General features: G+C 65.6%; 16 protein-coding genes and 3 pseudogenes. 7 read left to right on the plus strand and 12 right to left on the minus strand.

Annotated features, from left to right (window positions below):
- Nucleotides 1-52: 52 nt before the first annotated feature.
- The gene (locus ON40_RS35385) at nt 53-916 is read left to right on the plus strand and encodes a 3-carboxyethylcatechol 2,3-dioxygenase (RefSeq protein WP_174435102.1); all 864 of its coding nucleotides are present in this window, start codon (nt 53-55) and stop codon (nt 914-916) included.
- Between the two features lie 46 nt (nt 917-962).
- On the plus strand, nt 963-2114 hold the full coding sequence (locus tag ON40_RS35390; RefSeq protein WP_083896147.1) for a CaiB/BaiF CoA transferase family protein: 1152 nt from the start codon (nt 963-965) through the stop codon (nt 2112-2114).
- 277 nt (nt 2115-2391) lie between these two features.
- On the opposite strand, the pseudogene ON40_RS53485 reads toward ON40_RS35390, so the two are convergent.
- Nucleotides 2392-3080, minus strand: a pseudogene (locus ON40_RS53485) (transposase).
- Nucleotides 3081-3295: 215 nt separating this feature from the next.
- On the opposite strand from ON40_RS53485, the pseudogene ON40_RS35400 reads away from it, so the two are divergent.
- Nucleotides 3296-3881, plus strand: a pseudogene (locus ON40_RS35400) (mycofactocin-coupled SDR family oxidoreductase); the annotation flags it as partial.
- A gap of 73 nt (nt 3882-3954) precedes the next feature.
- Here ON40_RS35400 and ON40_RS35405 read toward each other — a convergent pair.
- The 8 genes from ON40_RS35405 to ON40_RS35440 form a co-directional block, all read right to left on the minus strand.
- Nucleotides 3955-5619 carry a bifunctional 3-(3-hydroxy-phenyl)propionate/3-hydroxycinnamic acid hydroxylase gene (locus ON40_RS35405; RefSeq protein WP_245568141.1) on the minus strand — a complete coding sequence of 555 codons (1665 nt, stop codon included), beginning with the start codon at nt 5617-5619 and terminating at the stop codon, nt 3955-3957.
- 86 nt (nt 5620-5705) lie between these two features.
- Complete coding sequence (locus tag ON40_RS35410; RefSeq protein WP_051194066.1) at nt 5706-7031, minus strand: TetR/AcrR family transcriptional regulator; 1326 nt, start codon at nt 7029-7031, stop codon at nt 5706-5708.
- Complete coding sequence (locus ON40_RS35415) at nt 7028-8578, minus strand: class I adenylate-forming enzyme family protein (RefSeq protein ID WP_174435103.1); 1551 nt, start codon at nt 8576-8578, stop codon at nt 7028-7030. Before ON40_RS35415 ends, ON40_RS35410 begins: the two co-directional genes overlap by 4 nt.
- An 8-nt stretch (nt 8579-8586) precedes the next feature.
- Nucleotides 8587-10101, minus strand: coding sequence for a class I adenylate-forming enzyme family protein (locus ON40_RS35420; RefSeq protein WP_245568142.1), 1515 nt, complete (start codon nt 10099-10101; stop codon nt 8587-8589).
- A gap of 20 nt (nt 10102-10121) precedes the next feature.
- Nucleotides 10122-11759 carry an FAD-dependent oxidoreductase gene (locus ON40_RS35425; protein WP_040829662.1) on the minus strand — a complete coding sequence of 546 codons (1638 nt, stop codon included), beginning with the start codon at nt 11757-11759 and terminating at the stop codon, nt 10122-10124.
- A gap of 62 nt (nt 11760-11821) precedes the next feature.
- The gene (locus tag ON40_RS35430; protein WP_040829677.1) at nt 11822-12220 is read right to left on the minus strand and encodes a Zn-ribbon domain-containing OB-fold protein; all 399 of its coding nucleotides are present in this window, start codon (nt 12218-12220) and stop codon (nt 11822-11824) included.
- A 95-nt stretch (nt 12221-12315) separates the two neighbouring features.
- Complete coding sequence (locus ON40_RS35435; RefSeq protein WP_040829664.1) at nt 12316-13491, minus strand: thiolase C-terminal domain-containing protein; 1176 nt, start codon at nt 13489-13491, stop codon at nt 12316-12318.
- On the minus strand, nt 13491-16106 hold the full coding sequence (locus tag ON40_RS35440; protein ID WP_051194068.1) for a CaiB/BaiF CoA transferase family protein: 2616 nt from the start codon (nt 16104-16106) through the stop codon (nt 13491-13493). The genes ON40_RS35435 and ON40_RS35440 overlap by 1 nt, the downstream gene beginning before the upstream one ends.
- A gap of 517 nt (nt 16107-16623) precedes the next feature.
- Between ON40_RS35440 and ON40_RS48670 the strand changes: the two genes are divergently transcribed.
- From ON40_RS48670 to ON40_RS35460, 4 genes are read left to right on the plus strand one after another with little or no spacing between them, the layout of a single operon-like run.
- Nucleotides 16624-17886, plus strand: coding sequence for a cytochrome P450 (locus ON40_RS48670; protein WP_051194069.1), 1263 nt, complete (start codon nt 16624-16626; stop codon nt 17884-17886).
- Nucleotides 17887-17903: 17 nt separating this feature from the next.
- The gene (locus tag ON40_RS35450; protein WP_040829665.1) at nt 17904-18212 is read left to right on the plus strand and encodes a 2Fe-2S iron-sulfur cluster-binding protein; all 309 of its coding nucleotides are present in this window, start codon (nt 17904-17906) and stop codon (nt 18210-18212) included.
- Nucleotides 18213-18246: 34 nt separating this feature from the next.
- Complete coding sequence (locus tag ON40_RS35455; protein WP_040829666.1) at nt 18247-19473, plus strand: NAD(P)/FAD-dependent oxidoreductase; 1227 nt, start codon at nt 18247-18249, stop codon at nt 19471-19473.
- A 42-nt stretch (nt 19474-19515) separates the two neighbouring features.
- The gene (locus tag ON40_RS35460) at nt 19516-21192 is read left to right on the plus strand and encodes an FAD-binding protein (protein WP_040829668.1); all 1677 of its coding nucleotides are present in this window, start codon (nt 19516-19518) and stop codon (nt 21190-21192) included.
- 192 nt (nt 21193-21384) lie between these two features.
- Here ON40_RS35460 and ON40_RS56290 read toward each other — a convergent pair.
- The 3 genes and pseudogenes from ON40_RS56290 to ON40_RS35470 all read right to left on the minus strand — a co-directional run.
- A pseudogene (locus ON40_RS56290) lies at nt 21385-21632 on the minus strand (aldehyde dehydrogenase family protein); the annotation flags it as partial.
- Nucleotides 21584-22231, minus strand: coding sequence for an aldehyde dehydrogenase family protein (locus ON40_RS50485; RefSeq protein ID WP_373282027.1), 648 nt, complete (start codon nt 22229-22231; stop codon nt 21584-21586). The pseudogene ON40_RS56290 and the gene ON40_RS50485, both read right to left, overlap by 49 nt.
- Nucleotides 22232-22237: 6 nt before the next feature.
- The gene (locus ON40_RS35470; RefSeq protein WP_040829669.1) at nt 22238-23056 is read right to left on the minus strand and encodes a class I SAM-dependent methyltransferase; all 819 of its coding nucleotides are present in this window, start codon (nt 23054-23056) and stop codon (nt 22238-22240) included.
- Nucleotides 23057-23473: the final 417 nt, after the last annotated feature.

Here is a 23473-nt window from a genome sequence, read left to right on the forward strand (position 1 = left end):
AGCCGAATCGGTAAGAGCCGCTGATGGTTTCGCAGCTATAGAGGAGGGTAAAATGGCCGTGGCAGATCGGCTGGTCGTGTGTGCCAGCCACAGTCCGGGGATGATGCGCGATGTGGAACACGCCTTCGGCCTCGAATTTCGTGCCGGATTGGCGGAGGTTCGCACCCTGGTCGGTGAATTCGCGCCGGATGTCGTGGTGCTCTTCGGTGGTGACCATCGCCGGGCCTTCCGCAAGGTCGTGCCGGCGTTCGCGGTGGCGCTGAGCGCCGGCATCATGGCCGAGGCCGGTCAGCCGGGCGGCGAGCTGCGAGTACCGGCCGAGGTGGCGCGAGGGCTTGCGGACCATTTGCTCGAGGTCGGATTCGATATCAGCGTGTGCCGGGAGATCGAGCTGGACCACGCCTTCGCGCAACCCCTGCGTGATCTGTCGGCGAGCCTGGACGCCTATCCGGTCATCCCGGTGCCGATCAATTGCGCCACCGCGCCGCTGCCGACTCCGGAGCGCGTACTCGAATTCGGCGCCGCTGTCGCAGAGTTCCTGGACGGTATCGATCAGCGTGTACTCGTGATCGGCACAGGTGGCTTGTCGCACTCTCCGCCGAGCCTGGAGGTCGACACTCACGATATGAGCGACGAGGAGCGGGCACGGATCATCGCCGCCGGCTACGCGGCGGCCGAGAAGAAGATCAAGCCGGTCTGGGATCAGGCATTTCTCGACGCTCTGACCTCGTGGGACACCTCCCGGCTGGCGGAGTTGGCCACGGTTGCGCACGAGCAGGCCGGTGTCGGGGCCAACGAAGTCCGGACGTGGCTGGCCGCCGGTGCGGCCGGTGGTGGCAAGCCGTTCGAACGCATTGCCTACGAACCGGTGCAGAAATGGATCACCGGTATGGGGCTCGCGATCTCCCGGCGATGAATGCCGCCGGGTTCGCGAACCCTCGCACGATCGGAATGAGGAAGTAGTGAGTGGACCGCTCGCAGGTGTGCGCGTCGTCGAAATGGCGGGCAAGGGCCCGGGTCCCTTTGCGGCGATGCTTCTGGCGGACATGGGTGCCGACGTTGTCCGTATCGATCGGGTAGGTCATTCCACTGTCGGTTCGGGGCCTACCGGCCGTGGCCGGCGTCATGTCGAGGTCGATCTGAAGCAGCTCGAGGGCGTGGAATTCGTTCTTCGATTGCTCTCCGGTGCGGATGTTCTGATCGAGGGATTCCGTCCGGGCACGATGGAGCGGTTGGGTCTCGGCCCGGACGAATGTCTGTGCCGCAATGAACGATTGGTTTATGCGCGCATGACCGGGTGGGGGCAGACCGGGCCGCTGGCCCACGCTGCCGGCCACGATATCAATTACGTCGCGATCGCCGGGGTACTCGGTTCGATCGGCCGGCGTGACGCGCCGCCGTCGGTGCCCCTGAACCTGGTGGGTGATTATGGTGGCGGTGCGCTCTATCTGGTCTATGGGATCATGTGCTCCCTCTTCGAACGCACGCATTCGGGCAAGGGGCAGGTTGTCGATGCTGCCATGGTCGATGGCGCGGCGAGCCTGATGACGACGTTCCATTGGGATCGCTCTGTCGGCCGGTGGTCGGATCAGCGTGGCACCAATCGGCTGGACTCGGGTGCGTTCTTCTATGACGTGTACGAGACGTCCGACGGTGGCTATATGGCGGTCGGGTGTATCGAGCCCAAGTTCTACGAGGAGTTCCGCGCGGTGCTCGGATTGGTGGGTCCGAAATGGGATTCCGCGCAGACGGATGTCGCGTCGTGGCCGGAGCGGAAGGAGGACCTGGCCGCGCTGTTCCGCACGCGGACACGCGACGAGTGGTGCGAGGTGTTCGATGGTGTCGATGCCTGCGTAACCCCGGTTCTGGCCTTGGACGAGGTATCCACCCACGCTCACAACCGCCGGCGCGGGCTTATTCGGGAGTTCGGGGATGGTCTCGTGCCCGGGGTGGCACCGAGGTTGTCTCGCACTCCCGGTGCTGTCGCTGCGCGCCCCGAGGGGGGTATCGGTGAGCTGATGCCGGAATGGGGCACGGCAGTCCCGAAAGAGGTGTCACCGCAGGTACGAGTGTGCAGACGAGCGGATTGTTGTTGTCGCGATGCTGATCGCTGACAAGGAATCAGGAGACGGAATGGAATGCCGCCGACACTGCCGACTCGTGATGATCACTGTGTAGTAGCGTTCGCCTCGCGGAACGCGTCGCGGATATGTCGGCTGAAACCGCGCGGTTGCCTGCGGGAGGACCAGCAGAGGCGGTTCGATTGGCAGTACCAGCCCGTGTGGGACGTCCTACGGGCGGGGACGGTGACCTAACACGCCGCAGGTTGATTGGCGCCGCGACCAGCTATATCGCAGAGGTCGGGTACGTTGAGCTGATCTCAGCGAGGTTTTATGTGGGCCTGCCATATTCGTAGTGGGTGAGGGTGGGGGCGGCTTTGACAATGGCGCCGATTCTTTCGGGGCTGGCGGTGATGTGGCGCAGGGTGCGCCAGTGGCCGACGAGGAGGGCGAATCCGCGTTCGCCGAGTGCGTGCAGGCCACGCAGCAGCGCGTTGTAGGTGCGGTTGTCGATGTGCAGGTCGCCACCGTCGGCAGGATGTTCGACCGGGGTGTGCACGCCGATACCGGCACCATCGTAGCCGGCGCCGGCGAGCGTGGGCAGGTCGAGATGGGCTGCAGCCCAATACAATGCGCCCAGCACGTGGTCGCGGGCGTCGTCGTTTTCCCTTTCACGCTGGTGTTTCTCGTTGCATCGGTTGGCGCTGAAGACCTTGTCATCGAGAATCGGATGCGCATGCTCGTCGTCGGCGGTGCGTTGGATGGTGTCGTGCAGGTCCGGGGTCTGCGCGGCGAGTACATCGATCGCCTCGCCGAGATAGCGGTAGGCGGTGGCGCGGGAAATCTCGTGGTCACGGCCGAGTGCGGCGGGGTCGTGTGGTCCCGGAACCAGCGCAGTACCAGCACGGCTTGGCGGAAACAGCTCATCGCCCGCGTCCCCTTGCGGGTGCCGCGGCGGCGTCGTTCGCCGGCCAGCAGCCGGCTCACCTGCCAGGCGAGTTCACAACAGACGTCGAGCATGGCACGATAGGCAATCACGTGGAGTCCTTCAGGTGAGAACCGGTCTTGTGGTCAGAACTTGGTCTACCGGGAGTCCGCGTCCATATCCGGCATCCCAATCGGCATGCCGCCCAACGTTTTTAAGCCACCACCCACAGCGGCAAGCCGGACCAGGCCAAAGGGTCACGCCGCCGAATCTCTTGCTGAGATCACCTCATTGGAGGAAGTAGAGGACCCTGCTCGACGGAAAAGTTGCGTTTATCACCGGAGCCGGCAGCGGTCAGCGCCGTAGCCACGCAATCCGATTGGCGCAGGAGGGAGCCGACATCATCGCTGTCGACTGCGCACACGTGGACAGCGTGGGTTACCCGCTCGCCACGCAAGACGATCTCGCCGAGACGGTGCGGCAGGTCGAGTCGCTCGGACGTCTATCGTCGCCGCCCCTGCCGATGCCCGGGACAGCGCGACGCTGAAATCCGTCGTCGACGAAGGAGTCGAACGGTTGGGTCGGCTCGACGTCGTACCGGCGAATGCCCGCATCGTCAGCTACGCCCCGATCGAGGAGATGACCGATCAGGTGTGGGACGACATGATCGACACCAACCTGTCCGGGGTGTTCAAGACTGTGCGCGCCGCTCTCCCGCACCTGAAAGCCAATGAGCACGGTGGCGCGATCGTGCTGACGAGTTCCATCGCCGGGATCAAGGGCGGGGGAATCTGGCGCACTATTCGGCGGCAAAGCACGGAGTCGTCGGATTGGTCAAATCTCTCGCCAATGAGCTTGCACCGCACATGATCCGGGTCAATTCGGTGCATCCCACCAGGTCATCATCAACAACCTGCTCGATACCGTCGAGCGCGGCGGATTCGACATGTCCGATGCGCTCGGGCAGGCTCACCCATGCTGGCCCCCATCCAGCAGTGCCGCGAACCGGCCGACGACGCGGTCCAGTTCGTCCGCCCGGCACGCGGCCGCAACGTACCGGTCCGGACGCAGAATCAGTACCTCGTCGGCCTTTCGGGCCAGGAGCATGTCGCGGAAGGCTCCGTCGATGTCGTACAGGATGGTGGTGGGGGTGGGGTGCCCGTCCACGTCGGTGGGCTCGGCGAACCCGAATCGACGGGCGGTCCGCGGCGGCGTCACGTGGAACAGCCGCGCACCCAACGCGTCCAGGCGTCGCATGTTCTGCGGTGCGAGATGTTCGACGGGATCCGCAGTGAGACCGAGTACCGCGATCGCCGATCCGACCGCGTCGTCGAGCTTGCACCGCTCACCGTTCGTGGTCTGCACGAAAGGCTGCCCGAACAGCCTGCCCACCTGCGAGGATACGTCGCGAGTGTGACCGTCCACCACGACACCGTCGGTATATCGGGGCGTGGGCTTGTATTTCATCTGCAGGATGTATTCGCGCGCACCGGGAATCAGTTGGACACCGCGGAACAGGGCGTCGCGGATCACCTCGGTCGCCCGATTCCGGGGCTGATAGTAACCGCCGAGTCGGGTCGCGAACGACACCATCGTCTCCGCGTGGCCGCGCCGCTCGGCGTCGTAGGAGTCGAGCAGGGAACGATCAGCACGCCCCGATGTCACCGCGGCCAGCTTCCAGGCGAGATTCGTGGCATCACGGATGCCGGAGTTCATGCCCTGACCGAAGAACGGCGGCTGCAGGTGCGCGGCGTCACCGGCCACGAACACCCGGCGGTTCTGGAACCTGTCCGCAGTGCGCGAATGGTGCCAGTACACACGTCGTCGCAGAATTTTCGGCATCGGGCGGTCGGTGTAGAACCGTCGCACCAGCCGATCGACCGAATCGTCGCGAACGATGTCGTCTTCGCTTTCGTCCGGGAGCAGCTTGAACTCGAACCTGCGGTATCCGTACGGCAACGGAATGGTCATGGCCGGGCGGTCGGGGTCGCAGTACACCGCAGAGAACGGCGCGTCGAGCGTGTCGTCGCTGACATCGACGACGAGCCATTTCGACGGGGCCGTCGCGCCGACCAGCGCCAAGCCGGCGGCCTCGCGGACGAAGCTGCGGCCGCCGTCGGCGCCGACGACGAACGCCGCGCTGATATGGACCTCGCCGTTGTCGGATTTCGCCGTGAGCTCCACCCTATCGGCGTGCTGCCGTAGATCCGTTACCTCGGTTCCGGTGAGGAGCTCGACCTGGTCGAAGCGCTCCAGGCCGGTCCGCAGCGTAGCCTCCATGAGCGGTTGGAAGAATAGATTGCGTCGAGGCCAGCCGTACGGCTGGCCGCTCGGGCGCACGTGCGCGAGTTGCTTCCCCCGGGAGTTGTAGTAGCGGATCGGCGCGTTCTGAATGCAGTCGGCCAGAACGGCCGGCGCCAGCCCGGCAGCCTGGAACGAACGCAGTGATTCGTCATCCACCGCCACCGCACGCGGATGGTCGACGACGTCGGGCTCCCGGTCCACGACGACGGTTCGAACCCCCTGTCGACCCAGGAGATTCGCGAGTGTGACCCCGCATGGTCCCGATCCGACCACTGCCACATCTACTTGGTAGTCCACTACGGACGCCTCCTCGAGTGCGTTGTTCAACATATATACTGAGAGTTCGTGCGAAATCGCTTGGGGTGCAGCCGCATCCGACGGGTCGTCAGGCTCGGCGCATAGAAATATTCAGAGTGTCAGACGGAATTGAACAGTGTCCGTTCGATGATCACCGACAGCAGTTCCGTGAGTGGCTCCTGCTTCACCGGGAGTCCATTGAGTTTGAAAGCCAAGGGTATTTCTTCGATGAGGGCGACCAGGAACATGTGCGAGACCCGAAGGTCGAGCGGGTGTGAGCGCTCCACCCGACCCAGCGTCACGTGCAACGCCCGGCGCATCGCAACTACCACGCGGTCACGCATCCCATCGAGCTCGGGGTTGGTGGGAGATCGTTCCACCCAGGTCCGATACGCGCCTCGATGCTGCCCGTACAGGACGAACGACTCCCGCACCCACCGACGCAGTTGCGCACCATCCTCCTGGGCAGGATCGAGCCGGCCGAACCGGCGCGCGTCGGCCGCCAGATCCTGGCTGCACTCGTCCGATAAAGCGACCAGCAGGTCCACCTTGTCGTCGAAGTACTTGTAGAACGTGCCTCGCGTATAGTCGGCGTCGGCAACGATCTCGTCGACACTCGCGCGGTGGTAGCCCTTCTCCGTGAACACCCGAAGCCCCGACTTCATCAGCTCCCGTACGGTACCCGCGGACCGCGCCGAAAGAGACTCGAACCGAGCGTAATACGGCGCCGCAGCCGGAACTCCACGACGGGACGGGAGGGGACCGTCGACCCTTCGTTCGAACCACTCCTGCGGCTCGTGGAGCCGTGGACGGGTGGCGTCGGCGGGCGTCTCGGGAAACAACATCAGCTGGAGCAGCACCGCGAGGTGGTAGTACAGTTCGGGATCCGCATGCCTCGGTCCGCCGCGCACCCGGAGAAAGTTGAAGCGCAGGATCACATTGGACAAGACGATCGCCGCCGACAGCGGGTCGATGCCTCGAACACCGGCGAGGCGGAGTGTTTCGGCCAGCCGTCGGTTCAGCCGGGTGACGAAACTCCCGACGGCCTGTTCGATCGAGTTGTCCGGTGCGGTGATTCCACCCCACTCGGTAAACATCGTCGAGTGTCGATCGAAGATGTACGCCCAGTCCTCGATCCAGGAACGGAATGCGCGGAATCCGTCGGCGGTGGGGGCTGGAGGCTCGAATCGACGTGCCAAATCCACGACCGCGGAACCAGAGTCACCGAGGAGTTCGAGGAAGATTTGTTCCTTGCTTCCGAAGTACTGATACAGGGCCGCACGCGACACCCCTGCCCCGTCGGCGATCTCCTGGATGGATGTGCGGTGGAATCCGCCCGCCGCAAAACGCGAGAGTGCCACCGCGCGGATTCGCTCACGTGTCCGCTCACCGCGTTCGCCGACGTTGTCGAGACCGTACCCGGGACGTCGGAGAGGCTCGCTCATCCTCCTCCGTCGCTTCCCTGCGCTGCAGCGCCGCGCAACGCCGCGCGATCGACTTTCATCATCGCCGTCGTCGGCAACGCATCGACGACAACCATCCGGTCCGGCGCCTTGTAGTCGGCGAGGAATCGCCCGACCCACGCCCGCAATTCCGACAGGGTCGGCGGGAATTCGATTGCCGGGACCACGAACGCGACACCGACCTCACCGATCACCGGCGCAGGCACACCGACGACCGCGGCCTGTGTGATCGCCGGGTGCGCGGTAAGCACGTTCTCCACCTCGAGCGGATGCACGTTGTACCCGCCCCGGATGTACAGGTCCCCGGCCCGACCGCACAGGGTGAGAACCGCGTCCTCGGAGAGGCTGCCGAGATCCGCGGTGCGCAGCCAGCCGTCCTCGGCGAACGCGGCGGCCGTGCGCTCCGCGTCGTTCCAGTAGCCGCGCATGACGCACGCCCCCCGCACCAGCACCGCCCCGACCGCCCCAGCCCGCACGTCACGGCCTGCGCCGTCCACGACACGTACCGCCATTCCGCGCTGCGGTCGGCCGACCGTGCGGAACTGCACGTCGGGCGGGTCCGCCGGATCCGTTCCGGTGATGCTCGGCGACTCGGTCATCGCGTACCGCACGACGAGCGGAATGCCGAACACCGTCGCGACCCGGTCGATCAGGTCCGGGCTCGCCGGGGCCGTCGCGGACGTGCCGAGACGCAGGTGCGGAAACCCACCGTCCGTGCCCGGGGTACGCGTCAGCTTGTCCCACTGCGTCGGCACCGCCGCCGCGACCGTGATTCGTTCCCGGCGAAGCAATTCCACGGTTGTTCCGGCCGTCCACGGCACCGGGTCGATCACCACGGTGATGCCCCAGGCGAGCTGATCCCACACTTTCGCCATGTAGCCGGCGTGCGCGAACGGTGTGGACACGAGCCGCCGGTCGAACGGTGCGCTCATCACCCCCGACGAATGCGCCGCTGCCGCCAGACTCCGATGGTCGAACCACGCGCCCTTCGGCGTTCCGGTGGTACCACTGGTCCACACGATGACAGCCGCGTCATCGGCCGCACCCGGCAAGTCGACCAAGACTGCCGGCGGACCGGCGAAGATGCTCGCCAGCTCGCTTCGCTCCAGGATCGGGACGTTCGCCGGTGGGGTGTCCCAGCCAGCGTCCGGATCCCACACGACGACGCTCGGACGAGCCCGGTTCAGAATCGCGGCGGTCTCCATGGGACCGAGCCGCGGATTGAGCCCCGTTGCAACGGCGCCTGCGCAGAGAATGCCTGCATAGCACACGGCGTAATCGGCTGACGTCGGCAGCAGCATGGCCACGACGTCGCCGGGCCGGACACCGCGGCGCTGCAGTTCGGCCGCCACTTGTCGCGCCCGCAGGTGCCACTGCGCGAAGGTGAGACGCTCGCTTCCGTCGATGTAGGCTTCCGCCTCACCGAACTCGGCCGCGGCTGCGGTGAGGGCGTCACCGAACCACGCGTGTGTTCCGGGCAGCGGTGGCACGGTGCCTTCCTGTTCGGTTGCTGCGCTGTCGGATCCCATGAGGCCCCTTACTCGCCGAACCGGCGGACGAGTGCGGCCTTGACGACCTTGCCCATCGCGTTACGGGGCAGTTCGTCGACCACCTCGAGCTGAACTGGCAGCTTGCGCTTGTTCAGCCCTCGGTCGAGCAGGCACTCGCACAGGTCGACGAGAGTTGGTGCGGCAGCGCCGTCGTTGGGCACCACCACCGCGCACACCCGCTCCCCGGTGTCGGGGTCGGGTAGTCCGATCACCGTCGAGTCCCGGAGCCCGGCCACCGCGGCGAGGTGATCCTCGACCTCCCGGGCGGAGATGTTCTCCATGTTCCGGATGATCACGTCTTTGAGACGGCCGACGATGTTCACGCAGCCCTCGGCGTCGATGAACGCCTGGTCCCCGGTGCGGAAGTACCCGTCCGCGTCGAATGCTTCCGCGTCGAGCCGGGCGTCGACGTAACCGGCCATGAGTTGTCGTGCCCGCACGCGTAGTTCGCCCCGTTCACCCGGCTCGCCGATCGATCCGTCCTCACGGACCACCCGCAACTCGGTGCCCGGCCCGGGACGCCCCTCCGTGATCGCGATGGAGTTTTCGCTGCCGCGCGGGCTGCCCCAGGCAATGAACGGACATTCGGTCAGGCCGTAGCCGGAGACCAGTCCGACACCGCCGAGTTCGGCACGGACCGCATGATGAACCGACACGGGTCGGGGCGCCCCGCCGATGAGGAACGCCTCGAGCCGGGGAAACAGACGGTGTCCGTGCTTGCGCTGCTCTCGTAGAAAGGCGAGCGCAAAGGGGGTTCCGTTGCCGCCGAGGGTAACCCCTTCCTCGGACATCAGCCGTGTGGTCGCCTCGGGTTCGAAGATGTCGGTGATGATCAGTGCGGCACCGGTCATCAGCGCGACCATCAGGTGCAGGACGCCCCCGACGTGCGCGATCGGTGCCAGCCCCGCGATGCGGTCCTGCGGGGTGGGTGCGATCGACTCGCAGTAGGTGGTCGCTGCGGCGATCAGACCGGCGTCGGTGTGCTTCGCCCCCTTCGGTTCCGATGTGGTACCGGACGTGTAGAACACCCAGCGCACGGGTGGCTCCTGCGGTGCCTCCAGTAGACCCGCGGGGTCCGCGTCGGGCCGCGACCCGTCCGCGACCATCACCTCGAGGCCGTCGATACGCTCGGCGAGGGCACGCGCCATCGCACCGTGCCCGTATCCCCGGAACTCCTCGGGAACAATGAGCAACCGGGTGCCGACCTGACGGCAGATGAACTCCACTTCCGGTTCTTGCAGCATCATGATGAGCGGATTCTGGACTGCCCCGAGCCGCGAGAGGGCGGCGGTCAAGACCATCGTGTCGATACGGCTCGGCAGCTGCCACGAAACGACTGTGCCCGCCCGTACACCCCCCGCCGCGAGACTTGCGGCGGTCCGCTCGACGGCGTCGCGGAACTGCCCGAAGGTCATGCGGCGGCGGCGCTCGTCGACCACGAGCAGGCCGTCCGGCGTCTGCTCCGCTCGGTGCTGCACAAGACGCCAGAAATCCCCGGTCACGGCATCTCCCTGCATCGCACTCATTGCGGCGGGCCGACTACTCGTGCGGTGTGGAGCCCGGCGAGGTATCCGAACACCATCGCCGGGGCCAGGGTGCCCCCGGCGCCGCCGTATGTCATGCCGAACGGGGACGCCATCACATTGCCGGCGGCGTAGAGCCCGTCGATGGATTCGCCGTCGAGATCCAGAACGCGGGCGTGGGGGTCGACGCGAGGCCCGCCCTTGGTGCCCAGCGCCCCGCTGACCAGGGGCACCGCGTAGAAGGGGGCCTCGTCGAGCGGTCCGAGGGTCGCCTTGGTCTGACCTTTGCAATGCGGGTCGCCCCACCACAGGTCGTGGGCGCTCTCACCGCGGTGGAAGTCGGGGTCGTACCCCGCCGCGACGTTGGTGTTCCACCGCCCCACGGTCGCCGTCAGCTCCTCGGCGGGCACATCGAGCTTGCCGGCCAGGTCGTCGAGACTGTCGGCGGCGATCACCCACGGTGGCGGTACCTCGTTCGGTGCGTACGGTCCGACAGTTCCGTAACGGCGCAGGTACTCCTGGTCGAAGATCATCCAGCAGGGCAGGTTGGCGTAGCTGAACGTTGCGACGTCCTCCTGGTGGAAGGCCCCGCCGAAGGCGTTGTAGTTCGCGGCCTCGTTGGTGAAGCGCCGCCCACTTCGGTTGATCATGATGGAGCGTGGTCTAGTGCGGTCGGCGTTGACCATCACGCGATTCATCTCGTTGACGCCGTCGGGCAGCACCGCAACGGGACTCCACCAGGCTTCACGCATGTTGCCCAGCATCGCGCCGACCTTCATCGCCATGTACAGCCCGTCGCCCTCACACGTGGGCATCGTCACAGGATGGGTGAGCGGGCCCCGCAGGAACGCGCGCTTGTATTCGTCGTTCCATTCGAACCCGCCGGTGGCGAGCACGACGCCACCGGCGGCGTGGATTTCGCGGACGCCGTCGGCGGTCTCGAGCCGCACGCCGGCGACGCGGCCATCCTCGATCACGAGTTCGCGTGCCCGACAGCTGGTTTCGATAGCGACCCCACGATCGAGGCAGGCCTTCAGCAGTCTGCCGATCAGTGACTGACCGCGGCCACGCTCGTCACGGACTCGGCGTCGTGCGAGTTCCTCCGCGGAGGGCGGCGACGGCACCGCAGCACCGATAGGAGTTTCTTTCTGCACCAGGTGTAGTTCCGCGAAGTACGGACCGGGAGAGACACGATGCTGCCACTCACCGAGTTCGTCGAAGGGGAACAGCGGAGTCTCCAGCGTCCGGCCGCCCTGCGGCCGACCCCCGGGGTGCTCCGGATGGTAATCCGGAAATCCCTCTGCCACATAGAACTCCATGTCCGCGTTGGCATCGAGATAGGTCACCATTTCGCGACCGGCCCGCACGAAGGTGCGCACCAGGTCCTCCTCGAGGAGATCCCGCGACAGCGACATGATGTAGGTGTAGGCGTCCTCCGCGCTGTCGGGAACACCGACGGTGTCCATCAGCGGATTGTCGGGGATCCACACGTTGCCGCCCGACCACGCGGCCGTGCCGCCGACCTGATCGGCCTTCTCGAGAACGACCACGCGCGCCCCCTCGGTGGCGGCGGTGACCGCTGCGGTCAACCCCGCCGCCCCACTCCCGAGTACGACGACGTCGAACGACTCCACCATCAAGCGCTCCTTCCCAGAGCCCCCACCCAAATTGCTAGACATACCGTCAGATATTGATCGCATTACGTCCCGCGCCTGTTCAATGCGGAACCCGGCACCCGGCGGAACTGGGGCAGCGTCCACCCCTCCTCCTGGTCCAGGAAAAACACCTCCACGGGGACGCCGATCGCGAGATCGGTAATCCCGCCGTCGAAGTTGGACACCAGGCGCACGCCCTCCTCCAACTCGACGAGCACGATCGGTGCCGGGCCGTCGAAGCCCGGTGCCGGCGGGTGATGCTGGACGACGAAACTGCGCACCGTGCCCAGCCCGCTCACGGGGACCGCGTCCCAGTCGAATCCGTGACAGGACGGGCACGTAGGACCCGGTGGGTGCCGCAGCACACCACACCCGACACAACGTTGGATCAGTAGCCGGTGCTCGCGTGCGCCGTCCCAGAAGAACTGGGTGTCCTGACTCATCGCCGGCCGGGTCCGACCACGCGTCGGCAGAGTGGTCGCAGTCGGGGAATGTGCCGAATGAACTGTTGCGCTCTCGTTCACGTCGTTCTCCTCGTTCATATCCGGCTCAGGACGAGTCCGCTTGTCGGCACGTGCGAGCCCGACGTCACCACGACATGCTCGGCCCCGGGCACCTGGTTGACGGCCGACCCGCGCACCTGGCGTACGGCCTCGGCCATCCCGTTGAAGCCGTGGATGTAGGCCTCGCCCAGCTGGCCCCCGTTGGTGTTGACCGGCAGACGGCCGCCGACCTCGATCCCACCCTCGCGCACGAAATCCGGCGCCTCTCCCGCCCCGCAGAATCCCAGCGCCTCGAGCTGCATCAGCACGGTCGGAGAGAAGTGGTCGTACAGGATGCCGACATCGATGTCGGCCGGGCGCAGTCCGGACTGCGCCCACAGCTGCTCCCCGACGATTGCGATCTCCTCGGTGACGGTGATGTCGTCCCGGTAGTGGTTCGACATGAGCACGGTGTTGGAGCCGACTCCCTGCGCGGCACCGGTGACCAGCGCCGCCGGCCGCCTCGCTCGACGAGCCCGTGCGGCGCTCGTGACCACCAACGCGACCGCGCCGTCGCTCTCCTGACAACAATCCAACAGGCGCAACGGATCCGAGATCATTCGGGATGTCTGGTGATCGCCGAGCGTGATCGGCTTTCCGTAGAACCAGGCCGCCGGATTGGTGGCCGCGTGCCGGCGCGCTGCCACCGCGACCCGCCCGAAGTCCTCGCTCGTCGCACCGTACCGGTGCATGTAACCGCGCGCGCTCATTCCGATGAGCGCCGCGGGCGTCGACAGTCCGTACGGCCCGTGCCACGACGAGTCGAGATCACCGCTCGTCACGGCGGCGCCCGGGATCGGCGCGCTGCGCGGCACCCCGAATCGCTGCTGGGACCGCTCGTTCATCGCGCGGTAGCAGACCACCACATTCGCCAGGCCCGCCGCAACGGCCAGCGCCGCCAGGGTGACCGTGCCGCATCCGCCGCCGCCACCCGCCGGAGTTTCGGGGAAGAACCTGAGCGACCGGAGTCCCAGCGAGCGCGCGACCGTCGACGCGTAGGTGTTGTCGAAGGTGAACTTGACCAGCCCGTCCACCTCCTCCGGGGCGATGTCGGCATCCGCGAGGGCGGCGGTGATCGCCTCCATCGCCAGCCGGTGCTCGCTCCGCCCGGAATCCTTGGAAAATTCGGTCGCGCCGATACCCACGATCGCGGCCGCACCGCTGAGCGACATCACAGGACCCCCTGCGCTGCGAGCTCCGCGATCTGTGCGTCGCCCAGGCCCAGCAGTTCTCGATACACGTACTCGTTGTCCTCGCCGTAGCTCGGGCCGTGCCGGTCGAGGATGCCCCCGATGAAGGTCGGGGTCTCACTGAGCGTGACGGGGATGTCCTTGACGGGCCACGTACCGATGTCCGACTGTGTCAGCTCCACCATCCAGTTCAGGTGCCGCAACTGCGGATCCCGCTCGTAGCGGTCCTCGGCGGTCTGACACACACCCGCCGGCACCCCGGCGCGTTGCAGTTCGTCCATCAGCTCGAATGGCTCGCGGGAACGAGTGGCGGCATTCAGCAGCACATCGAGGTAGTCCTGATGCTGGATGCGGAGTTCGAGTGTGAGCAGCTTCTCGTCCGCGGCCCAGCCGGGCGTGCCGAGCACCTCCAGCAGGGCCCGCCAATGGTCCTCGGTGGACGCCGCGATCGCGATCCACCGGTCGTCGCCGGCTGTTCGGTATGCGCCGTGCGGTGCCGCAGGCATGTGCGGAGACCTGTTGCCGCAGCGTCGCCACGGCCGGTCGTTGACGCTGTGATCGAGGATCGCGGTGCCGGTCAGATACAGCCCGGCCTCGGTCTGCGAGGAGTCGATCCAGCATCCCTCGCCGGTCTGTCGCTGCCGATACAGCCCGGCCATCATCGCCAGGGCCATCTGATACGCGCCGAACCAGTCGAGGTACGAGTAGCCGATGCCCGCGGGCGCGTACGGCTCGGGGAGTCCGGACATGTCGGTGAGCCCGGAGAATGCCTGCGCGGTGGGTCCGAAGCTGCGCAGCTGACCATAGGTGCCGATTTGCCCCATCCCGGACTGCTGGACATAGACCAGCCGCGGGTTGATCTCCTTCAACCGCTCCCAGCCGAAGCCCATCCGGTCCATGGTGCCCGGCGAGAATCCCTCGATCACCATGTCGGCGTCGCGCAGCAACTCGGTGAGCAACTCACGTCCCCGTTCGCTCTTGAGGTTGAGGCTGACACTGCGCTTGCCCGCGTTGATCTCCATGAACGCACCACTGCGGTCCAGCTCGCCCTTGATGTCGGCCAGGATCGGGCCGGTGGCGGCATCGCGGGCGGCGCGGCCCCCGGCACCGACCTTGCCGGCACCCATGCGCATGCCGTCCACCTTGCTGTGGTGCTCGACCTTGATGACTTCGGCGCCGAGCGCAGTGAAAAACCGTCCCGCGCCGGCACTGGCGAGCAGCCACGACAGGTCGATGATCCGAACGCCACGGAGCGCGAACGGCTTTCCGTGCCGACTGAGCGCCGTCTCGGAACGAGGTCGCGGGATCGATGCCACCGACGGCTCGGCTCCGGTCGATGTGGCGAACACTTCCTCGGTGTGTTCGCCGACCATCGGTGCGCGTGGTCCGGTGCGCCACGGCAACCCCGGGGATACCCATTTGGCGCCGATCTGGGTGAAGGTCCGCCCAAGTTCCGGGTACTCGACGTTCATGAACGTCTCGCGTGCCGCCCAGTGGTCCTCACCGACATTCTCTTCCGGCCGGCGCACGGGCGACCACGGCAACCCGCTCGCCTGTGCGTCCTTCCAGAGGTCGCGGCTGTAGGTGTATCCGCCCACCATGCCGTGGATGACCGACTGCACGTGCCGCAGCACATCCGGCTTCTGCAGTTCCGCGGGATCGTGGTAGCGGGGTTGGTGCAGGTCCTGTTCGGAACCGTACTTGCGTAAGACACCGAGTGTCTTCTCGAAAGGAGCACCGAATCCCGGCAGGTAGGTGCTGTACGGCAGTAACCAGCGGCCGTCCTTGGTCCGGGCGATACCGGGCACTCGGACGCTCGCTGCCGCAGACTCCTCCGCCGACGCCGTGGCCTGCGCAAACGAGTGTTTGCATGTCTGGCGCGCATGCGGCAGACGTGAGTAGACCCAGTCGGGCATGTCCGTTTCCGTGTTGGAACTCACCGCCTCGTGCACCGAGGTCGACAGCTTCTGTCCGATGCCGGTCTCGTCCCGGTAGATCAGTGCCGCGATGATCTGGACGGCCGTGACCTCGCCAGCGATGTGGTAGGCCTGCCACATCTGTGGTGCGATCGGCGGGGTGTCGTACTCACCGGTCGGCGTGGCGTCGTATCCGCAGTTCATCATCACGCCGCCCAACGCGAGGTGCACCAGATCCGAGGCGTGGTAGTCGGCCCACGGGCCGTCGTCGCCGAACGGGCTCACCCGCGCATAGACGAGTCCAGGTTTCTCGGCCCGCAACTGCTCGTACCCGAGGTTACGATCGCCGAGGTAGTCGCGGTGCCGGGTGTCGAGCACGACATCCGCCGTACGCGCCAGGGTCCGGAATCGATCACGACCTCCATCGGAGTCGAGGTCGAGTACGACGGAGCGTTTGCCGAAGTTGTAGTGCCAGAAGTGCAGGCTGCGGTTCGGGTGGGATCGATCGTCCTGAAAGGGACCGTAGCCACGCGTCCGCTCGCCACCGAGCGGCTCCACCTTGACCACGTCCGCGCCGAGCCCCGCGAGCACCTTGCCGCAATACTCGCCGAGTTCGTCGGCGATCTCGACAACTCGAATCCCGCGAAGAAAACTGCCAGTGGAGTCGACTCGTTCGGTCATGGTCGGTGGCTCTTTTCTCGATGACGGATCTCAATGACACGGCGACGAAGGGCGGTCGTATCTCTGTGCACCACAACCACATTCGTTCTCGGTGGGGCGACGGGTCGGGCTCCGAACCCAGTGGGCGGACCTTAGGTGAACAGATCGTCAGATTTGCCGGACGAGATCCACAGTGACAGATGCCGGGGCCGATGGCAAGAAGTGAGTTCCAGGCGCAGACCCCGTCACACGCATACGCCCAGCTGGATGGCTCGCGCCAGTAGTATCTCTGTCATTCTGACATCCGCGTAACTTTTTGCATGCGAGCCGAAGGTGCCCGGTTGGCAGCTAGTCACGCTGTCCTGGTACAGGTTTCGCACACCACCGAACATTGCGCCTACTCATTGACACGTCTCCCGGGCATCCCTATAACTGACAGTATGTTCATTTAGTGCGGAACATCTCTCCCTCCCGGTCGCCGCGCGGGGTCGATTCGTACGACTGACCGCGCTGCCGCAATGACGAGAAAGTTGCCCCGATGACCGACTGGACTTCGATAGATAACAAGCTGCTCGACGCCAATTGGTACACGACCACCGAGTATCACGATGTCTTCAAGGTTCTTCGCGACGAAGATCCCCTGCACTGGGCCGAGGACAACCACTATGGCCGGCACTACTGGGTTGTCACCCGCTATGACGACGTCAAGTGGTATCTGCTCGACCACCAGCGGCTCAGCTCCCGCTGGGATACGCGTATTCCCAAGAGCCCCAAGCGCCGTACTCCGGAGGAGCGTTACGAACTGGGCATGGACGTCAGCCTCGGCCGCAACGATCAGCCCATCCACGAGCTGTACCGGCGGCCGATGAACAAGCACTTCTCCGTGCCGGCCATGAAGAAGCTCGCGGCCGGTACGGAGGCGATCGTCGACGAGATCATCGCCGAGGTCGCCGACCTGGGCTCGTGCGACCTCGTCGAGGACATCGCCGGGGAGCTACCGGTCCGGGTGATCCTACGGATGCTCGGGGTCCCGGAGGTGGACTGGCCGATGCTGCGCGAGGCGTCGTGGCAATGGCTGGCATCGGCAGATCCGAAGTTCATGATCGACGGCGATCCGGTTCACACGGCTCTGCACGGGCAGCGACGGCTCATGGAGTACTGCGAGAACCTCGCGCTCGAGCGGAGGGCAAGCCCCCAGGACGACTTCGCCACCGTGATCGGCAACATGGAAATCGACGGAGACAAGCTCAGTCTGCATGAAATGCGTTCGTACCTCACGATTCTCATCGGTGGTGGGCTCGAAACCACCCGCAACGCAGCGGCTGTGGGCCTGTGGCAGTTCCTCGAGAACCCCGATCAGCGGCAGCTGCTTCTCGATGACCCCTCGCTGACGAACAGTGCCATGGAAGAGGTGGTCCGCTGGGTGACGCCTGGAAAGAACCGGCTGCGGATCGCCAACGAGGACATAGAATTACACGGCAAGACCATCCGCGCCGGCGACTGGGTGGTGGCCTTCCAGGCCTCGGCGAACAAGGATGAGAGGGTCTTCGACGATCCGCACCGGCTCGACATCACCCGCGACCCCAGCCTGCACCTGGCCTACGGCGAAGGTATCCACATGTGCCTGGGCCGCGCCCTCGCCAGGCTCGAACTCGGGACACTGATTCCGAAGATATTGCGCACCTTCCCCGACCTCGAGACGACCGCCGAACCGACCTGGATCGCCGACAACGTCACCACCGGGTTCACCTCCCTTCCCGTCCGGTACAGCCCCCGGACCGTCGCCACTGTCCGCAACTGAGCCGAACGGAGACCGTCATGCCAACCGTCCACTACATCACCGGTGACGACACGGTCCACAGTGTCGACGCCCACGAAGGTGACACCCTCATGCACGTCGCGGTGCGCAACGGCATCCCCGGGATCGAGGGCGAATGCGGTGGCGAAATGTCCTGTGCCACCTGCCATGTGTACATCGAAGGCGAATGGCGCGAACGAATTCTGGCACCCTCCAACGACGAAAACGATCTGCTCGAGATGGTCGACGACCTCCGGCCGGAGAGTCGTCTCGGCTGTCAGATCAAGGTCAATGCCTCGCTCGATGGCCTTCAGGCCCGGGTTCCGTGACCCGGAGCAGCGATCCGAGAAGAGGAACACGACGATGCCACGCGATTTCGACACCCTGATCGTCGGAGCCGGTCAGGCGGGTGCCCAGGTCGCCCTGTCGCTGGCCGCCGCCGGATACCAGGGCACCGTCGGACTCATCGGCGCCGAACCCACGCCGCCGTACGAGCGCCCGCCGCTGTCCAAGGGATTCCTCACGGGATCGGTCGACCGGGACGCGCTCGACATAAGGTCCGCCCAGTTCTGGGAATCGACCGGCGTCAGGATCCTGACCGGACGCGAGATCGTCCACGTCGATCCCGAGGCCCACCTGGCGCGTGACTCCCAAGACACTACCTACCGCTATCGGAATCTCGTCTGGGCCGCGGGCGGTACGGCTCGCTCTCTGCCGATACCGGGGACGGATCTGCGGGGTGTGTACCGGCTGCGTACCGTCGAGGACGCGGTCTCGTTGAGGTCTGCGCTGCGCACCGCGCGTCGAGCGGTGGTCATCGGCGGCGGATACATCGGCCTGGAAACCGCAGCCGGCCTCCGCCAGGCGGGGCTTGCGGTCACCGTGGTCGAGTCCCAATCGCGATTGCTCGCCCGGGTCACCGGTCCAGACGTGTCCGACTACATCGCACGCCGGCACCGCGAAGCCGGCGTGCGGCTGCATCTCGGCGTTGGGGTCCCCGAGTTCTGGGGTCGCGACGGCAAAGTCCGTTCGGTGCGGCTGACCACCGGCAGCGATATACCTGCCGATCTGGTCCTGGTCGGCGTCGGACTCGCGCCGAACCTCGACGTCCTTGCCGTCGCGGGCGCCGACTGCAGCGACGGCATCGAGGTCGACGACCACTGCCGAACCAGCCTGTCCGACGTCTATGCGATCGGAGACTGCGCCGCATTCGTCGGCTCGCACTTCGGCGGTAACCGTGTGCGTCTCGAGTCCGTGCAGAACGCGGTTGACCAAGCGAAGACCGTCGCTGACGCGCTCCTGGGCAAGCCCCGTCCGTATGTGCCGTTGCCGTGGTTCTGGTCGCACCAGTACGACATCAAGCTGCAAACGGTCGGCCTGCAAAAAGGTCACGACCACGCCGTTCTGCGTGGCGACCCCGCCACGGATCGTTTCAGCGTCGTCTACCTGTCCCGCGGGAGCGTCATCGCCGTCGACGCCGTGAACCACGTCCGAGACTACGCACAGGCCAAGAGGCTCGTGGCGACGCGCGCGGTGGTCGACCCCGAGATTTTGTCCGACAGCAGCGTCCAGCTGAAGGAATTGGTGTGACCCACGCACTCGGCAACAGGTGCTGACAGTGAGAGGTGCTCTATGAATAGGAACGTGCTGAAACCTTGGGATGAGATCGTCGATTTCGTCGCGATCGGCTCGGGCATCGGAGGCCTTTCGGGTGCGATCGTCGCGCACGATTGGGGTCTTCGGGCCCTCGTTCTCGAGAAGGCGGAGACGGTCGGTGGCGTATCGGCGTACTCCGGCGGTGAGCTCTGGGTCGGTGGCAGCCACTTGCAGGCCGCGGCGGGTATCGAGGATTCCGAGGAGGACGCGTTTCAGTACGTCCAGGAGATCAGCGCCGGTTACAACGACCCGAGGATGACGCGTAGCTTCTGCGTGCATGCGCCGATCGCCCTCGCGTACTTCGAGGAGAAGGCCGGGGTCCAGTGGCGTCTGGTCCGCGGTTTCCCGGATTACTACTACCCCGAGATGCCGCATTCGTCCGCTGACGGAAGGTACATCGAGGTCGCACCTTTCCCGGGCGCGAGCCTCGGACCGGAATGGCAGCGGACCGTGCACCTCTCGCCGCAGAGTCTGAGCGGAGTGACCCACCCGGAGATGTTTGCGCAGGGCGGCCTCTCGAATTTCCCCAACTGGGACATGACCACGATCGAAGGGCGGTGGGAGCGGGACGAGCGCACACTCGGACCCGGCTTGGGCGCGAGCTTCGTCAAGGCTGCCCTCGACCGTGCCATCCCGATCTACGCTGGCACTCCCGCCGAGGAGTTGGTGACCGAAGGTGGCCGGGTCGTCGGTGTGCGGGCGCTGCGCCAGGGGCAGGATTACTTCATCAAGGCGGAGTGCGGCGTGCTGATTGCCGCCGGAGCCTACGATTGGAATGACGGCGCGCACCGCAACTACGACATGGTGCCCGACATCAAGTCGGCGAGCCCCCCATCGGTGACCGGAGACGGCATCGTGCTGGCCGCCAGCATCGGCGCTCGGGTCGCGCAGGTGCCGGTTCCCGTCACTTGTGGATATCGGATACCCGGGGAGGAGCACGAGGGTTCGCCGCTGTGGCGCCTCGCCGGCGTTCCTCTCGGCGTGCCACATTCGATCGTCGTCAACCGCAAGGGACGGCGTTTCGGTGACGAGAGCTTCTCCCGGTCGCTCGGCTTCGCGCTCAAGACCATCGACGGCGGCACGCAGGAGCACCCGAACTATCCGTTCTGGGTCATCCAAGACAGCCAGGCCCGCGATCGGTATGACTTCGGGCCGTTCACTAAGGGCACGGAGATCCCCGAGAACGTGGCGACGAAGGCCGGCACCCTGCGTGAACTCGCCGAGAAGCTCGGTATCGACGGCGACGGTCTCGAGGCCGAGGTGGAACGCTTCAATGGTTTCGTCACCACAGGCATCGACGAGGACTTCAACCGGGGTGGCAAGGTCTGGTCGCGCAAGAACAGCGGCGACCTGAGCGTTGCCGGTAATCCCAATCTCGGCACGATCGTGAAGGGGCCGTTCTATGCCGTGCGGCTGTACCCGATCAACATCGGCCTGTCCAACGCGGGGCTCGCGGCAGACACCCAGAACCGGGTGTTGAACTACCGCGATCAACCCATTGAGGGTCTTTACACCGCGGGGAACTCGATGGCGATGATCGAGTTCGGGGCGAGTTACAACAGCGGCCAGGGCAACACCCGCGGCATGGTCGGGGGCTACCTCGCCGCCCGGCACGCGGCAGGAGACCCGAGCACGGCGCTCTCCGAGGCCTGAAACAGTGGGCAGGCGAGGCTGTGGGTGTTCCTCCGCGACCTCCTCCTCGAGCGCAGCGCAGCAGTAATGGGGTGCTGACCATCCGGCCGGACGAGTGACCTCGACCGGGTGGTCGGCGAACTGTGTGTGCGCATGACCCTCAGTGGCACCTTCGCGGCCGATACCACTCTGCTTCATGCCTCCGAAGGGCACCGCAGGATCCGACACCACACCACGGTTGACGCCGACCATCCCACATTGCAGGGAGGCGGCGATCCGGCGGGCGCGGCCGGTGTCGCCGGCATACACATATGCGGCCAGTCCGTATTCGGTGGCATTCGCGCGTGTGATGAGGTCCGCGGAGTCTTCCAGGTGAGGATCGGAGCAACCGGACCGAAAATCTCTGATCGAGTCAGCTCACAGTCTTCAGGAACGTTGCGGAGGAGGAGCGGCGCGATGATGTGCCCCGATCCGGGACTGTGACCGGGGCGTTCACGATCCGCGCGCCACTTGCGAGCGCCTCGTCGAGGGCTGCCTGGATTCGTCGAACTGCGGCCGCACTGATCAACGGGCCGATCTGGGACGCGGGATCCGTGGCCGGCCCCAAGTGCAAGGTGTCTACCGCCTTGCTGAATCGTCGAGTGAACTCGTCGACAACACCGCTGTGTACGAAGAATCGATTGACGGCAGTGCAGGCTTGACCGGAGTTGCGGAACTTGGCGACGAGTGCGCCCGCGACCGCAGCGTCCAAGTCGGTGTCGTCGCACACGACGAAGGGGGCATTCGCGCCGAGTTCCATCGAGACATTCTGCACTCTTCCGGCGGCACGACACAGCAGGTGCCGCCCAACCGACGTCGATCCGGTGAAGGACAGCTTGCGGACGGCGCGGTGCTCGAGCAGCGAATACACGACCGCGCCAGGATCCGTGGTTGTGACGACATTGGCCACACCGGCTGGCACCCCTGCTTCAGAGAGAAGCTCAGCGATCGCGAACGCTGTCAGAGGCGTCTCGAACCCTCTCCACCATGGTTCCGCAGGATCGAACGAGGCCGTCGTCAGTGCAGATCAGAGGGATGGCTTCACCGCCAACACGATGTAGTAGTCGAGCTGGCCGTCCTGATATGCCCGGAGCCAGTTACGACACCAGTGATTGTCGAAGCCGGTCTGCTGCATCCAAGCATCAAACCCTTGCCATACGTGCGCGCCAATCGACTCGACGTCGGCCAGCTCAAAACCGCTCACTCGGAGTGCCTGCACGAAGGAGTCGATCGGCGCCACAACATCGATCCCGTTGCGGATGGTCTCGATGAGCGGCTCCAAGTGCCGCGCGGCGTCCTCCGCGGTAGTGAAGAACGTCGCCACCGTCAATTTTCCGCCAGGCTTCAGGATTCGGTTTGCCTCGGCAACGAACCCTGTCAAATCCTCGAAGTGCTGTGCTGCCTCGACCGAGATGCAGCTGTCGAATACCCTGTCCTGGAATGGAATCGCAAAGGCTGAGCCTTGACGGAACGACAGCCGGCCAGGGTTGGCGATCAACACGTCGGCATTGATCCGCTCGGCCCGCGCAACTTGATCGTCCGAGAGATCGAGCCCAACGATCCGCTGTGGGCCAAACTCCTGTAGCGCGAGCGCCGCGCCTACTCCAATACCGCAACCGACTTCCAGTACCGCATCCCTTTCACCGATATCGGTTCGGCGCAGTACTTCTCGGTACAGGTCGGCCTGGCTGGTGGTTCGTCGTTCCCTGTTGAGCAGGCCGGGGGCCACGTCGTCAGTCCAGTACCCGAAGTTGATGAAATGGCCCGAGAAGAGCTTGCTGGCGCTGAGATCGCCGCTGCCGTACATCGTCGCGCGCCGGGCTGCGCCAGTGTCATACGTGGCCATGGGCTCTATCTTCGCCTGAAGCGCCTCGCAACGTCACAAGATCCGCTTCGCTTGGTTCGCGCTGACCAGTACGATCTGGTGGATTCTGCCAGTGCGGGTGACTTGGGTCGGCCGGGTTGTATTCGCGCCCGTGATTGGCAACCAGCGAACGTCGGAGAACATGATGCTGCGAGGCATGCGGGTACCCACAGCGGACGAAGACGTTCGGTGAATGCGGGCGCTGGTAGAGGACTTCGGCCTCAACCAGGAGTTCTAAGCTTGTTCTTTATGTGCGCCACGAGCGCGGAAGGGGAGGTCCCATAGGTAGGTGACCTTGCTGGATGCGGTGCTGTGCAGGAGATGAAGGTTTTGTGGCCCTTCGGAGCCGCCTCTGCGGGGGGAGGCTTCAAACCACCTCGAGCTGCGTTGGCTGAAGAC

It is taken from the genome of Nocardia jiangxiensis NBRC 101359, assembly GCF_000308615.1.
GTDB classification, from domain to species: Bacteria; Actinomycetota; Actinomycetes; order Mycobacteriales; family Mycobacteriaceae; genus Nocardia; species Nocardia jiangxiensis.